A 13,471-nucleotide genomic window follows, 5' to 3' on the forward strand; every position below is an offset into this window, starting at 1 on the left:
CCTCGTACCCTAACCTCTTTGGCGGTGGCGGCTTGGCCTACCCCCGGCTAAGCCGCCACTGCTTTTGAATTGATGCTTTAACGAGGTTTGCGCTATGCAAAACAATCTCCTTAATCGCTACACCCGGGGCTGGTATTTTGTATTGCCCGGCTTAATCGTCATGTTACTGATTGTGGCGTTTCCCCTTGGCATTGCCGCACGCTTCAGTCTACACGACGTATTTCTTTATGATTTCAGCAACCAATGGTTCGTTGGGCTAGACAACTACGCACGTGCCTGGACAGACCCCCTATTTATTAACTCCGTTAAGGTGACGCTGCTCTTTACCCTTGCCAATACCCTCGGTTGCTTAATCGTCGGTTTACTGGTTGCCTTTTTATTAAGCGGCAAGCGCATTCGCTTTAAAGCCGGTTGGATGGCGTTATTTCTGCTGCCCTTTGTAATGACCCCGGTAATTGTCGGGATCACCTGGCGGCTATTTATGTGGGAACCGGACTTTGGGGTGATTAACCAGCTGTTAGGCTTTTTCGGTTTAACAGGCCCCTATTGGCTAACCGATAGCTCAACTGCGCTGTTTGCTACTGCGCTCACCAACGCCTGGCACTTAACCCCCATGGCGATATTGGTGCTCTACGCAGCGCTTACCACGATTCCCGACGATATGTATGAAGCCGCCAAGGTCGACGGTGCTGGTGCATTCCAAACGCTTTGGCATGTGGTACTGCCAATGATTCGCGCTCATATTCTGTTTGTCTCCATTATCATCATGACCAGTGCATTCCGCGAATTTGACATGGTGTACACCATGACCGGCGGTGGCCCTGGGCGTTCGACAACAGTGATGAGTGTTTTGGCTTATAACCGCGGCATCGCCAACCAGGATATGGGCATGGCCAACACCATCGCCTTTACCATGTTTATGATTATGGCGGTCGTGGCCTGGCTGTATATTAAAGTCTACAAGGTAAATAAGGAGGCCAGCGCATGAATGATCGTAACAAAGCCAACGCAAAACTCGCTGGTCAGTATTTCGGCTTAACCCTCTGGCTGATTATTTCACTGCTGCCACCGGTTATTCTGCTCGCGGCGGCCTTTAACGAAACCGCCATGTTCCGCTCTCCGCTAGCGCTACTAACGTTAAGAGACTTTACCCTTAACAACTTTAGTGTTGCCTTTAATGCTGGCGATTTTTGGTTCTATTTCCGTAACAGCGTGATAATCGCCGTAGCATCGGTGATTATTTCCGTCGCAGTGTGCGTGCCCATGGCATACGGACTTAACAAACTACGCCCTAAAATACGCGGCGCGCTGTCGTTTGCGATACTGGCCATGCGCTTCCTTCCTCACGTGGTGCTGGCGCTGCCGCTGTTCCTGATTTTTGTTGATCTGGGGTTATCCGGCTCGCGCACGGGGCTGCTGTTTGCCCATTTGGCGATTCATATACCGTTCGCGGTTTGGATGATGGTGGGCTTTTTCGAGAACGTGCCCAAAGAGATGGAAGAAGCCGCCATCGTTGATGGCTGCGGCCCCTGGAAGCTTTTCTGGAGCATTTCACTGCCTGTCGTTCGACCAGGCCTAAACGCACTGGCAATTCTGATTTTCATTATGTCCTGGAACGAGTACCTGTTCGCACTGTTCCTGGCAGGCAGCGACGCCCAGCCACTCACGGTGGGGATTACTCGCTTTATGGGCGGCGTTGAAGCCGGTGCTCAGTATGGCGTTATTGCCGCCTACGCCAGCTTGATCGTACTGCCGGTGATTATCTTTGCACTGCTCGCCAACCGCTACATCGTGACAGGTATGACCGCCGGTGCGGTGAAGGGGTAACGTTTTAAGCACGGCTTACTAGCAACGATTTACTAACCACGATTTGCCCACATCTGTTGCCAACAGACGTGGGCTTTTTTTGCTTGGATTAAAACTCATCAACCGCCCAAAGGGGCTCATAGCGTGACTTGTTTAAATGTCAGACATTTACTAGACTAGCTGTCATCGAACACATAATAAGAGATAACCGATGACGCTGGACGCTCTGCCGCCCCATCAGGGTGGCGCTGAACAATTAGCGCGCCTACTCGCCCAGGCACTACTGGCAGGCCATTGGCAACCCGGTGATGTTTTTCCCCGCGAATTGGATATCGGCGCTCATTTTGACGTCAGCCGTAATCAGGTACGCAATGCACTGACCAGCCTCACCGCGACGGGACTCTTAGAGCGCACCGCAGGGCGCGGCACGCTGGTGCGCGAGATCGGCGACTGGCACCTGCTAGACCCGCTGATGAGCGAATGGATGACCGGCCTCGTCAATCTTGACCCGCAACTGGTCAGGGCTATTTACGCGTTCCGCTACTCTGCCGAACCCGTGGTGGCAGGCCTGGCGGCACAGGAGGCCCAGGCTGAAGACATTGAACGCCTTGAGAGCGCCTTTACGGGCATGGAAAAAACGGCCATTTGCGCTGAAGCCCGTGCCGAGCATGCCGAGTACGACGTTGCCTTTCACGACGCCACTTACCGAGCTAGCCATAATTTAGTCTGGCGCCAAATGGGGCACTTATTGCGCCCTTCAATCATGGCGCTGATACACCGTTCGCAGCACCGCACCGATACGCTAGATGACAGTCTCGCACGCCATCGTCAGGTGCTTGACGCCATACGCAACCGCGATGCCAGCGGCGCAGAGCGTGCCGCGCGAGAAGTTCTGCGCCGCACCGCCATCGACCTTGGCATCGTCAATTAATAAGGACCTGATCGAATGAAAATCACCAAACTCAAGACCTGGCAAGTTCCCCCACGCTGGCTGTTTCTCAAGATCGAAACCGACGAAGGCTGCTACGGTTGGGGAGAGCCAGTTATTGAAGGCCGCGCGGCTACCGTTGAGGCCGCCGTGCATGAGCTCTCCGACTACCTGATTGGCCAGGATCCACACCGCATCGAGCACCTATGGAACATGATGTACCGCGCCGGATTTTATCGCGGTGGGCCGATTTTGATGAGCGCGATCGCAGGGATTGACCAGGCGCTGTGGGATCTTAAAGGTCGCGACCTGGGTGTGCCCGTTCACCAACTGCTTGGCGGCGCCGTACGCGATAAAATGCGCATGTACGCCTGGACGGGCGGCGACCGCCCCAGCGATGTTGGCGCTGGAGCCAAAGCACTGGTCGAAAAAGGCTTTACGGCCTTCAAAATGAACGGCACCCCCGAGATGCAAATCGTCGATTCTCACCGCAAGGTCGATGAAGCCGTCGCTCGCGTGGCCGAAGCCCGCGATGCGGTGGGGCCGGATGTCGGCATTGGCATCGACTTTCATGGCCGCGTGCACCGCCCCATGGCCAAAGCGCTGCTGCGCGAGCTAGAGCCCTTCCACCCCATGTTTGTGGAAGAGCCGGTTGCCCCCGAACATCTGCCCTGCTTGAAAGATATTGCCGGCGGGCTTGGCTACCCGCTAGCCACCGGCGAGCGGCTGCATACCCGCTTTCAGTTCCGCGATTTACTGGCCGATGGCATGATCGACATTATTCAGCCGGATATTTCCCACTGCGGCGGCATCAGCGAAGGCCTCAAAATTGCCGCGCTGGCCTCCGCTTACGACGTCGCCTTAGCGCCCCACTGCCCGCTCGGCCCGTTAACCCTGGCCGCATCTTTACAGCTGGATGCGGTCAGCCACAACGCCTTTATTCAAGAGCAGAGCATGGGCATTCATTACAACCAGGGCAACGACGTCCTCGACTATCTGGTCGATAAATCCGCCCTGGCGATTGAAGACGGCTTCTGCGCTATTCCCCAAGGCCCTGGGCTTGGCGTTGAAATTAACGAAGCGTTTGTTGAGGAGCGCGCCAAAGTGGGCCACCGCTGGCGAAACCCGGTATGGACCCACGAAGACGGCTCTATTGCGGAGTGGTAAGCCATGGGATCAACCGTGATGAGTGAAACGCCTGAAATTACAGATCAATTAATCTGGATTGCCGTGGACTGGGGTTCCAGCAACCTGCGCGCCTGGGGGCTGGATCAACACGACCACGTGATTGCCCGGGCCACTAGCGACAAGGGTATGCTGTCGCTCAAAGCCGATGAGTATGAAGCCGAACTGCTGCGGCTGGTGGGCGACTGGCTGCCCACCACCGGCCAGACTGATGTCCTGGTGTGCGGTATGGCGGGGGCGCGCCAGGGCTGGCTGGAAGCCGCCTATTTGCCGGTGCCTACTCGGCTTGACCAACTTAGCCAAGGCGCAGTACCACCAACGCTTACAGGCGACCAGCTACGTGTTTATCTACTGCCCGGTTTAAGCCAAACCCACAGTACGGCGACTCACTTTGATGTGATGCGTGGCGAGGAGACCCAATTAGCAGGCCTGGTCGCTGACTCACCTGACTTTACAGGGCTTGCCTGCCTGCCGGGCACCCACGCCAAATGGGCCACTCTTGAAGCGGGCGCGGTGAGTGGGTTTTCGACCTACTTAACCGGCGAGCTCTACCAGCTATTGGCCACCAAATCAGTTTTGCGCCATTCCGTCGGCAGCGATGAGCTTCAAGACCCCGCTTGCCGTGAGGCGTTTATTGCGGCCGTTAGCGAGATCTACGCGGCGCCCGAAACCTTTAGTAGTCGCTTGTTCGGCCTGCGCGCGCAGGATTTACTCGATGGTCGACTACCTACAGGCGATACGCGGGGAACGGTGCTCGCCGCACGGCTTTCAGGGCTCGCCATTGGCCTTGAGCTATCCGGCGCCTGCCGTGGGCGCCCCATTGAACAGTCAATCACCCTGATTGGCAACCAAGCCCTATGCCAGCGCTATACGCTGGCACTCAATACGATCGGCTATCAGACGCAGCATGTGGATGGTGACGCCGCGGTACTCGCTGGCCTTCAGCTTGCCCATCAAGCGCTTAAGGCGGCTAACTGTTAATGGAGAGAGTGACTATGACGTTGCCCTTAATCGGTATTTTGCGCGGTGTGGCGCCCGACGAAGTGGTTGATATTGCTAAAGCGGTGCTGGACGCAGGCATTACCCAGATTGAAGTACCGCTTAATTCACCCAACCCGCTGGAAAGCATTCGCCGCTTGGTGGAAGCCTTTGGCGAGCGCGCGGTCATTGGTGCAGGTACGGTGCTCACTCCGGCTCAGGTGCGTGAAGTTCACGCTGCTGGTGGGCGCTTAATCGTTTCTCCCAACTGTCGGCCTGCGGTCATTGAAGAGACGCATAGACTCGGTATGGCGAGCTGGCCGGGGATTGTGACACCCTCTGAAGCCTTCGATGCACTCGATGCAGGTGCCACCGGACTTAAACTCTTCCCCGCGGTGCAGGTAGGATTAGCGGGCATGCAGGCAGTGCGCTCAGTACTGCCCACAGGCGCCCTTTTGTATGCTGTTGGCGGCGTTGGGGTCGATAACTTCGCCGCTTGGCGCGCAGCGGGTGTCGATGGTGCAGGGCTGGGCAGCGCGTTATACAAACCCGGCCAAAGCGCTTCCCAGGTAGGTCAACAGGCCCAAGCCCTTGTCGATGCTTGGTTAGCAGGAGAACAATAAGGAGAACAAACAAAAATGAACACAGGTAGGCATGTTTCAACGTGGCAGGCAGAGTTAGCGGTTGATTGCCGCTGCACCCTGGGTGAAGGCCCACAGTGGGACGCTAAAAATCAGCGCCTTTATTGGTGCGACATTCTTGAAAAACAGCTGCACTGGCTCTCCCCCGCCAGCGGTGAGAGCGGCCACTATCAGCTTGATCATAAGGTGTCACTAGCAGCACCCCTTGATGAGGGTGGCCTACTGCTAGTCGGCGAAGACCGCTTAAGCCGCTTCGACCCAAGCATCGGCAATATCGAAAAGCTGTGCGATTTCGAGGCCGACAACCCCATCACCCGCAGCAATGACGCCCGCATTGACCGCCACGGCAGCCTGTGGCTCTCCAGCATGGGTAAAAGTGCGGAAAGAAACGCGGGAAGCCTCTACCGCCTGCACCGCGGCGAGCTGTCCCGGCTGCGTACAGGGCTGACGATTCCCAATGCTATCTGCTTTGCTGAAAACGGTGAGTTTGCCTGGTTTACCGATACGGTGACCGGGGTGGTAATGCGCTGGGCGCTGGATAGCGACGGCTGGCCGCAGGGCGAGCCGCAGCCCTGGGCAGATTTTTTCGAGCATCAAGGCAATCCAGACGGTGCCGTGGTAGATAGTGAAGGCTGTCTCTGGCTAGCGCTGTGGGGGGCTGGGCAAGTGGTGCGTTTGGATCACGACGGCAACATAATAGGCCGCGTTGAGCTGCCTGTCAGCCAACCCTCCTGCCCGGCGTTTGCAGGCCCTGATCTAAAAACGCTCTATATCACCACAGCGCAAGAGGGATTTAGCGCGGAGCAGCTAGCCCAAGAACCTACCGCAGGCTCACTATATAGGGTCGAAACCGGTATCAAAGGATTGGCTGAACTGCCGCTGCGCCTAGAATAGGCTGTTGCCATTGCCCCAAGCTAACCCTCTGTCATTGCAAGCAAAGCAATCTCGGGGGATCTGCTACCGAAAGTTGAGATTGCCGCGTCGCTGCGCTCCTCGCAACGACGCGGCCTCTTTCCCAATAATCCCAACTTAACCGGCGAAGCTGATATACATAACGATAACTAACACGACCAAGACGATACCGGCGGGTACTGCGCCCTTCCAGGGTGTTAGATCCACATCGCCGCTATGCTGCTGAATCCAATCAGTTTCCCTTGGGCGCAGCTTGCCAATAATCAGCATCACAACGACCAGCAATACAAACACCATCGCCACGAAGTGGAACTCGTGCATGATCTGCGGCAGCAGTGTAAACGGTGGCACAAAGTAACCGGCGGCAATCAACAAGCAGCCGCCCACCAGGGCAATCTTGGCCGCCATCGGTGGAACACGCTTGGTTAATAGCCCTACCAGCACTACTGCTAGAATCGGAATAAAGTAAATCGCGTTCATCTTCTGCAGGTAGCCAAACAGACTATCCTGGCCTGCCAACAACGGCGCGATAATCATGGTAATAATGGCCATGATCCAGCCGAAGACCTTACCCGATTTAACCACCTGCTCTTCAGTCGCCTGCTTATTCAGCACGCCTTTATAGATGCCCAGGCTGAAAATCGTGGTGGTACTGTTCAGAGCGGAGTTAAACGACGACAGAATCGCACCCACCATAACGGCAGCGAAAAACCCGGTTAGATACGGCGGCAATACGTTAAATACCAAATGGCCGTAGGCTTCATCGGCACGCACGCCTTGATCGGCATAAAGATGGTAGGCAATGATCCCCGGCAGTACGAGATACAACGGGCCAAGCAGTTTAAACAGACCGGTCAGCAGCACACCCTTCTGACCTTCAGCCAAGTTTTTGGCCGCAAAGGTACGCTGAATAATCTGCTGGTTGGTGGTCCAGTAGAACAAGTTAATCAGGAAAACGCCGGTAAACAGAGTAAAGAACGGCACCTGCTGATCAGCGCCGCCAATCGAATTAAGCTTATCCGGGTCGCTCTCTTTGAGGATGCTCCAGCCTTCCATAATACCCGTGCCGTCGCTCACAGCCTGAAGGCCGAAATAGACAATCACGAAACCGCCAATCAATAGCCCAACGCCATTAAGCGTATCTGAAACCGCAACCGTGCGTAGCCCTCCAAACAGTGCATACACCGCGCCAATAATACCGACGATCCACACCGTTAACCAAAGCAGCGTCGCCGAAGACTCGATACCGGTCAGCCCCTGAAGATCGAGCATCCCCTGCAGACCGATGGCGCCGGAATAGAGAATAATCGGCAGCAGAACCACTGCATAAGCAATTAGGAAAATGATATTGGTGATTAGCTGGGTGGTCTTATCGAAACGAATTTCGAGTAGCTGCGGGAGCGTGGCAATGCCACTTTTCAAAAACCGCGGCAGGAAGAAGAGCGCCAACGCCACCAATGCGATAACCGCCACCACTTCCCAGGCCATCACGCTTAAACCATCGGAAAACGCCGCCCCATTGAGCCCCACCATTTGCTCGGTGGAGAGGTTGGTCATTAACAGAGAACCGGCGATCAGCGGGAAAGTTAGCGTACGCCCTGCCAGAAAGTAGCCGCTGGTACTTGAGTGGTCATCTCGGCGAGTAATTTGCCAAGTGATAAAGGCGACAAGCCCTGTAAAAAACAGGAAGGACGCCAGGGTCAAAGCGTGCATTTTGACTCACCTCATGATCATTGTAAGTGACACGCACGTTACTGTATGCGCGTATAGCGAAATGTCAGACAAATCTTCCTGCCATTTTAGTTGAGCTGAATATAGCCTGTTATACGTCTTTGGTCGTACGCAGGCGGCTACGATACGCGAATGACAAAATTTCGCTATAAAAAAACCCTAGCAATGGTTAAAAACCATAACTAGGGCCAGCATTTACGCAACCTGCGATAGGTGGCTTATGGATGCCTATTGAGTGGTGCCTGCTTAGTGATGAAAGCGCTCCGCTGATTGACGGGCCAATTCGCGAATGCCGTCCCAATCTTCGGCTTCCACCATCGCTTTCGGCGTCAACCAGGAGCCACCTACACACATCACGTTCGGCAGGGACAGATAAGAGTCTGCATTGTCCACGGTAATGCCGCCGGTAGGACAGAAGCGTGCTTCAGGGATCGGCGCGCCAAACGCTTTGATGGCTTTGGCACCACCGCTGGATTCCGCCGGGAAGAACTTAAACCGACGATAGCCGTACTGCCAGCCAGTCATCAGCTCAGAAATGGTCGACACGCCTGGCAGCATCGGCACTGGGCTTTCCACACCATAGCGATAAAGGGCCTCCGTTGCGCCCGGGGTGACAACGAAATCAGCGCCTACCTGCTCGGCTTGGCGATATTGTGCAGGTGTTAACACGGTACCCACCCCAATGCTGGCACCCGGCAGCGCTTCTTTCATGCGCTTGATGGCGTCCAGGGCGCAATCGGTGCGCAGGGTAATTTCCAGCACGGTTAAGCCGCCTTCCACCAGCGCGCGCCCTAACGGTACTGCATCTTCCAAGCGCTCAATGGTGATGACCGGAATCACTTCGGCTTTCAAGCAGATACTATCCAGCTCTGCAGTACGGGTAGAAGGTAACTGTTTATCGATAGTCATTAGTGAGTCTCCAAGCAACTTATTATTGGCTAAGCCAGCAAACGATCAAGGCGCCCAGTAAATGGCCAATGGGCAGGTTAAAAAGGCACGAATAGGCAGTTGACGTACATCGTCGCCGTTTAATGCCTTGGCCAATACGGCGCGTTTATCATCGCCGGTAATATGTAGAATATGCCGCCGCGCCTGATGCAGGCGGTCGGCCGAAAAGGTAATCCGTGGCTGCGGCTGACTAGGCGTTCTTACCGCCACTAACAATTCGTCCGTGGCGAGCGCCAGGGTCAGTTCAGGACTATCGGGAAACAGTGACGCAGTATGGCCGTCACCGCCCATACCCAAAATCACCACGCTGGCGGGCCACGCTAACGATTCCACTTGCTTGGCCACTTCATCTACTCCTTCCTCGGGGGTAGATGAAGTGCAAGTTAACGGTATAAAGTTAGCATTGGCCGCCTTTCTCTGTAGCAGATGCTCACGCACCAACTTGGCGTTGCTATCACTGCTCTGCTCGTCTACCCATCGCTCGTCGGCAAGCGTTACATCTACCCGCTCCCAGGGCAGCGGTTTGGCCGCCAGCGCCTTAAAGAAAGGCACCGGGGTGGAACCACCTGAAACCACCAGTAGGACGCGCTCTTGGTGGTTTAAGTCGTCGTGCAGCGCCTGAAAAACGGCTTCGGCAAGCTGCTCGGCCAACTGTTGGCGTGCTTGGCTCATATTAATAATCCTCGTACCAGCTGCGGCCGTCTTGAGTAATCATGGCGATGGAGGCGACGGGGCCCCAAGAGCCTGCCGGATAGCGGCGCGGCGGTGTGTCGCGTTTTTTCCATCCATCAATTAGCTGGTCGCACCAACGCCAGGCGTGTTCGATCTCATCACGGCGGACAAACAGATACTGCTGACCTTTCATGACTTCAAGCAGCAGTCGCTCGTAGGCATCGGGTATCCGCGATTTTGGAAATGCATTGTTGAAGTCCAAATGCAGCGGGCCGGGGCGCAGGCGCATGCCTTTATCCAAGCCGCTATCTTTGGTCAACACCTGCAGAGCGATCCCTTCTTCCGGCTGCAGACGAATAATCAGCTTATTCGAAGCGATGCCGCGCTGATCCGGATCGAAGATATAATGAGGCTGCTGACGAAAGTGAATGACGATCTGCGAGAGCTTCTCCGGCATGCGTTTACCGGTGCGCAAGTAGAAAGGCACGCCTGCCCAGCGCCAGTTAGCCACTTCGGTTTTCATGGCCACAAAGGTTTCTGTCTGACTCTGAGTGTTGGCGCCCTCTTCTTCTAAATACCCCGGCACCGGCTGGCCATCGCTAGTACCGGCGATATATTGACCACGCACCACGTCGCGCCCAAGTGCTTCACCCACAAACGGCTTGAGTGCTTTCAGCACCTTCACCTTCTCATCGCGAATAGCATCGGCGTCCAGATTAGAAGGCGGATCCATAGCGATTAAGCACAGCAACTGCAGCAAGTGGTTTTGCACCATATCGCGTAGCTGGCCCGCCTCATCGAAATAGCCCCAGCGCCCTTCGATACCTACCTTTTCGGCAACGGTAATCTCCACATGGGAGATGTTGTTCTGGTTCCACTGGGTGCCAAACAGTGGGTTGGCAAAACGTAGTGCAATCAGGTTCTGTACGGTCTCTTTGCCCAAATAGTGGTCGATACGGTAAATCCGCGATTCGGGGAATACTCCACCGATGGCGTCGTTAATTTCAATGGATGAGTGCAAGTCGTAGCCGATGGGTTTTTCAACCACCACGCGGGTCTCATCGTCCAGACTTTTACTGGCCTGCAGGTGACGGCAGATATCGCCATAAATAGGCGCACCGACGGAAAGATAGACCACCATGGGGCGCGGTGAACCTTTCCGCCACTGACGAATAGCGTCGTACCCTTCAACGCTGGAAAAATCGAGTTTTAAGTAATCCAAGCGGGCAAGAAAACGTTCGAGGCTCTGCTTATCCTGTTCGTTACTTTTTAGCCGTTTTTGCAGCGCGTCGTTAACCATTTTGCGAAATGACGCTGCGTCGTGCTCATGGCGAGCCAGCCCCATAATGCGGGTGCTTTCAGGCATCAAACCTTCGCGATCAAGATGGTATAAGGCAGGAAATAACTTGCGCATGGCAAGATCACCCAGCGCCCCAAACAGCGCTAAATCAATAGCGTGATTCGGATCACCCAGCGGTGCACCTTGGGAAGCAGTGGACTGGCTCATCTTCGCTCCTATTTATAATTAGGCATCTAATGTAGTTAGATTACCTAAAATCTACCGTAAAGGGGGCATTATACGCAATTATTCGTGTAATTTTACTACAAAATAACCACGCCTGCTGCTCTTTCAACGCATACTCCACTTCCCCCTCATGCCATATTTTCACTTTTACTCTACGCCTTTTACGTGCGCCACTACTACGCCCCCTAAGGAGGAGACGAGCTTGGTCATAATTAGCCACTACACAACGACAACGACAACGACAACGACAACGACAACGAGGTTATTATTCAATGGCATTTTTGTCAGGCCACGACTTACTGCCACGCTCTGCATCAGTAGAGGCACGTTTAGTTTATGACCGGTTAAGCGTTAATCAATGCTATTAAAAAGTGTTACAAAAAGCCCGCGACGTATCGCGGGCAAAGTGCATTGGAGAAGAAACAGTTAAATCAAGCTACTCACACCGGTTAGAACCACACCTCGGTCTGAACGCCGAAGGTCCATTGGCCGCCGGTAAAGCCGTCGTTGCCCAGTGCGCTAGCACCGTAGTTGTTGAGGTCGTCATCCCAATCGCTGAAGGTGGTAAACAAACGAATCTCTGGGCGCTGCCAGAAGCCGCCGACTTCGGGTTTGAAGGTGGGCGCAATGGTGAACTTGCTGAAGCCACCATCCACGGCGTTACGACCACTGTACCCCTGGGGATCTAGATCCATCCACTGATAGCCCGCTTCGTACTGCATCTCAAAGTTCTGCGTTAGCTCGTTAGCTAAGCGCACGTTAATACCTGCCCAGTTGTACTTATCGCCCTGGGCATAACGATCTTCGCTGGTTTCAGCCAAAATAGAGGGTGCAATGCGCCACTGTGGGGCGATATAAGTGGTGCCGTAAAGCGCGAGACGTGTAGCGGTGGCATCGTCAGTTAGATCACCCCGTGAACCAATACTTTTGGTCTCGGCGCCTAACCCCTGACCATGCAGCACGGCCGCTTTGAAGTTGCCCTCGCCCATACCGAAGAAACTGTCGCCATGATAAGCAATCATGGTATGGAAACCGGTATCGGCAGCGGTCTGGCCGACATCAATATCGCGCTCGTCATTGTCTGCAGCGGACATACCGTTGACCATCCACTGCCAGTTACCGAAGTAGTTATTAGAGGTTAGAATCAGGTTGTCGGTGTCGCCCTCTAGGCCAGGGTTTTCTCTATCAACGATTGGGTAATCAGCAAAGCTACGGCCATAAATCGAGAGGTTAGACTTCCAGTTGTCTGCCAACTGCATGTCGTAGATACCGCCACCGGTACCCGCCAGGAAAACCACGTCGCTGTCGAGCCAATGGATATCAAAGTTATCGCGGTCAAAGCGCTTACCGGCCCAAATGGAAGCGTTTTCAAAGGCGCCGGTAAAGCTGGGAAGATCACTGAATTCAGCAAACACTTGGCGCACGTTGATATCTGAATCGCCACCTGTCCAGTCATTGCTTGAGGTCGTGCCGTCAGCAATCATGGTGCGGTAAAGCGCTTTGGCGCCATTATCAAACTGCATGCGGTAGTTGAAAATCGCTTCAGCGTAGGTGTCCGGCTCATTGCCTAAACGACCAACGGCGCCACCCTCGCCACCGGCGGGGGTCAGATAAGGGCCAGCGTTCTCGCTTTTACCATCTTCACCAATCAGCAAACCTGAACGGGCATAAACGTTAAACGAGAACCCCTCTTCACCATCAGCGTAGCGCTCCACTCGCGCCAGGCGCTCTTCGATTTCAGCGTCGCTTTCCGGCGCGACCTGGGACTGCTCAGCAATCTCCGCCCGGCGCTCGGCGGCATCGGCACGCTGTTCCGCTGCTTCAATGCGCGCTTCCAGTTCTGCAAAGCGCTGTTCCATGGTCATCTGTGCCGAAGCAACTCCGCTAATCCCTAAGCTGGCAGCGGCAATCGCAATGGCTAACGGCGTTTTAAATGTCATTTTATGCATTGTTTTGAGAATCCTATTGTTATTGGTAAGCCGCTATTTATAAGCGCTTTTATCTAAATCGATTAAGATCGAATCGAAAACACTTTCCCTTTCACAGCTTCCCTACCCAGGCAGTACTGCCTTACTAAGTCACTTACCTTGAGCTCGCTGGCTTGAAGCCGCGCACCTGAGGGCAAGGTGCTTAAGGAAAGAGAGC

The 13,471-nt window shown here is 54.6% G+C and carries 12 protein-coding genes; 7 read left to right on the forward strand and 5 right to left on the reverse strand.

What is annotated here, in order from left to right; genetic code table 11:
• Nucleotides 1-94 precede the first annotated feature (94 nt).
• The 7 genes from KUC_RS09840 (at nucleotide 95) to KUC_RS09870 (ending at nucleotide 6,432) form a co-directional block, all read left to right on the forward strand.
• The gene (locus KUC_RS09840) at nucleotides 95-988 is read left to right on the forward strand and encodes a carbohydrate ABC transporter permease (RefSeq protein ID WP_007113040.1); all 894 of its coding nucleotides are present in this window, start codon (nucleotides 95-97) and stop codon (nucleotides 986-988) included.
• A complete protein-coding gene (locus KUC_RS09845; RefSeq protein WP_007113041.1) occupies nucleotides 985-1,827 on the forward strand; it encodes a carbohydrate ABC transporter permease in 843 nt (280 codons plus the stop codon). Before KUC_RS09840 ends, KUC_RS09845 begins: the two co-directional genes overlap by 4 nt.
• 190 nt (nucleotides 1,828-2,017) lie before the next feature.
• Nucleotides 2,018-2,737: a FadR/GntR family transcriptional regulator gene (locus KUC_RS09850; protein WP_007113042.1), complete on the forward strand. Its 720-nt coding sequence runs from the start codon at nucleotides 2,018-2,020 to the stop codon at nucleotides 2,735-2,737.
• A 15-nt stretch (nucleotides 2,738-2,752) separates the two neighbouring features.
• Nucleotides 2,753-3,901, forward strand: a complete 1,149-nt coding sequence (dgoD, locus tag KUC_RS09855) for a galactonate dehydratase (RefSeq protein WP_007113043.1) — start codon at nucleotides 2,753-2,755, stop codon at nucleotides 3,899-3,901.
• A gap of 3 nt (nucleotides 3,902-3,904) precedes the next feature.
• Nucleotides 3,905-4,900, forward strand: coding sequence for a 2-dehydro-3-deoxygalactonokinase (locus tag KUC_RS09860; RefSeq protein ID WP_050804845.1), 996 nt, complete (start codon nucleotides 3,905-3,907; stop codon nucleotides 4,898-4,900).
• A 14-nt stretch (nucleotides 4,901-4,914) separates the two neighbouring features.
• On the forward strand, nucleotides 4,915-5,520 hold the full coding sequence (locus tag KUC_RS09865; RefSeq protein WP_007113045.1) for a 2-dehydro-3-deoxy-6-phosphogalactonate aldolase: 606 nt from the start codon (nucleotides 4,915-4,917) through the stop codon (nucleotides 5,518-5,520).
• A 15-nt stretch (nucleotides 5,521-5,535) separates the two neighbouring features.
• Entirely contained in the window at nucleotides 5,536-6,432 is an 897-nt protein-coding gene (locus KUC_RS09870) for an SMP-30/gluconolactonase/LRE family protein (RefSeq protein ID WP_007113046.1), read from the forward strand.
• A gap of 135 nt (nucleotides 6,433-6,567) precedes the next feature.
• On the opposite strand, the gene KUC_RS09875 is transcribed toward KUC_RS09870, so the two are convergent.
• The 5 genes from KUC_RS09875 to KUC_RS09895 all read right to left on the reverse strand — a co-directional run bounded on the left by KUC_RS09875 (nucleotide 6,568) and on the right by KUC_RS09895 (nucleotide 13,275).
• A complete protein-coding gene (locus tag KUC_RS09875) occupies nucleotides 6,568-8,163 on the reverse strand; it encodes a solute:sodium symporter family transporter (protein WP_007113047.1) in 1,596 nt (531 codons plus the stop codon).
• A 264-nt stretch (nucleotides 8,164-8,427) separates the two neighbouring features.
• Entirely contained in the window at nucleotides 8,428-9,090 is a 663-nt protein-coding gene (locus tag KUC_RS09880; protein WP_007113048.1) for a bifunctional 4-hydroxy-2-oxoglutarate aldolase/2-dehydro-3-deoxy-phosphogluconate aldolase, read from the reverse strand.
• Between the two features lie 45 nt (nucleotides 9,091-9,135).
• Nucleotides 9,136-9,801: a 6-phosphogluconolactonase gene (gene pgl, locus KUC_RS09885; protein ID WP_007113049.1), complete on the reverse strand. Its 666-nt coding sequence runs from the start codon at nucleotides 9,799-9,801 to the stop codon at nucleotides 9,136-9,138.
• A gap of 1 nt (nucleotide 9,802) precedes the next feature.
• On the reverse strand, nucleotides 9,803-11,308 hold the full coding sequence (gene zwf, locus KUC_RS09890; protein ID WP_007113050.1) for a glucose-6-phosphate dehydrogenase: 1,506 nt from the start codon (nucleotides 11,306-11,308) through the stop codon (nucleotides 9,803-9,805).
• Between the two features lie 467 nt (nucleotides 11,309-11,775).
• Complete coding sequence (locus KUC_RS09895) at nucleotides 11,776-13,275, reverse strand: carbohydrate porin (protein ID WP_007113051.1); 1,500 nt, start codon at nucleotides 13,273-13,275, stop codon at nucleotides 11,776-11,778.
• Nucleotides 13,276-13,471 lie beyond the last annotated feature (196 nt).

Origin of the sequence: Vreelandella boliviensis LC1 (genome assembly GCF_000236035.1) — a bacterium.
Taxonomy (GTDB): Bacteria; Pseudomonadota; Gammaproteobacteria; order Pseudomonadales; family Halomonadaceae; genus Vreelandella; species Vreelandella boliviensis.